Here is a 648-nt window from a genome sequence, read left to right as displayed (position 1 = left end):
GCCCCGCCCCGCCCCGCCCCGCCCCGCCCTGCCCTGCCCTGCCCTGCCCTGCCCTGCCCTGCCCTGCCCTGCCCTGCCCTGCCCTGCCCTGCCCTGCCCTGCCCTGCCCCGGCGATCTTGCAGTTTCGGACGCCAAGATGCGCGAAATGCCCCTTAAGTCGCGGCAGTAAGTGCAAGATCGCGGGAGCTTAAGCCAGTCCGGGTCGATCATGGAGTTAGGGTGGGCGATTACTGGCGATATGCAACTTTTGCGGGGCACCACAACTCCATGATCGACGCCGGAGGGCAAGGTCGTGGGCACGGGCCACGACCGGGCAGCGGGCACGGGCACGGCAGCGGGCACCGGCAGGAGGGCCCGGGCAGGAGACAGGGGCACACCGAGCACTAGGCACGGGCCGAGCATCGAGCAGGGCAGGGCCGGGGCAGGCAGGCCGGTCAGGGGAGGGCGGGGCCGGGCAGGGCATCAGACGAGCAGGGCAGGGCACGGCCGATCGGGGCCGGGCAGGGCACGGCCGGGCAGGGCACGGCAGGGCACGGCAGGGCACGGCAGGGCACGGCAGGGCACGGCAGGGCACGGCAGGGCACGGCAGGGCACGGCAGGGCACGGCAGGGCACGGCAGGGCACGGCACGGCAGGGCCGAGCCGGGT

The sequence above is a fragment of the Micromonospora sp. NPDC047467 genome, assembly GCF_040643095.1.
Classification (GTDB): Bacteria; Actinomycetota; Actinomycetes; order Mycobacteriales; family Micromonosporaceae; genus Micromonospora.
Note: the sequence above shows the minus strand (reverse complement) of the source record.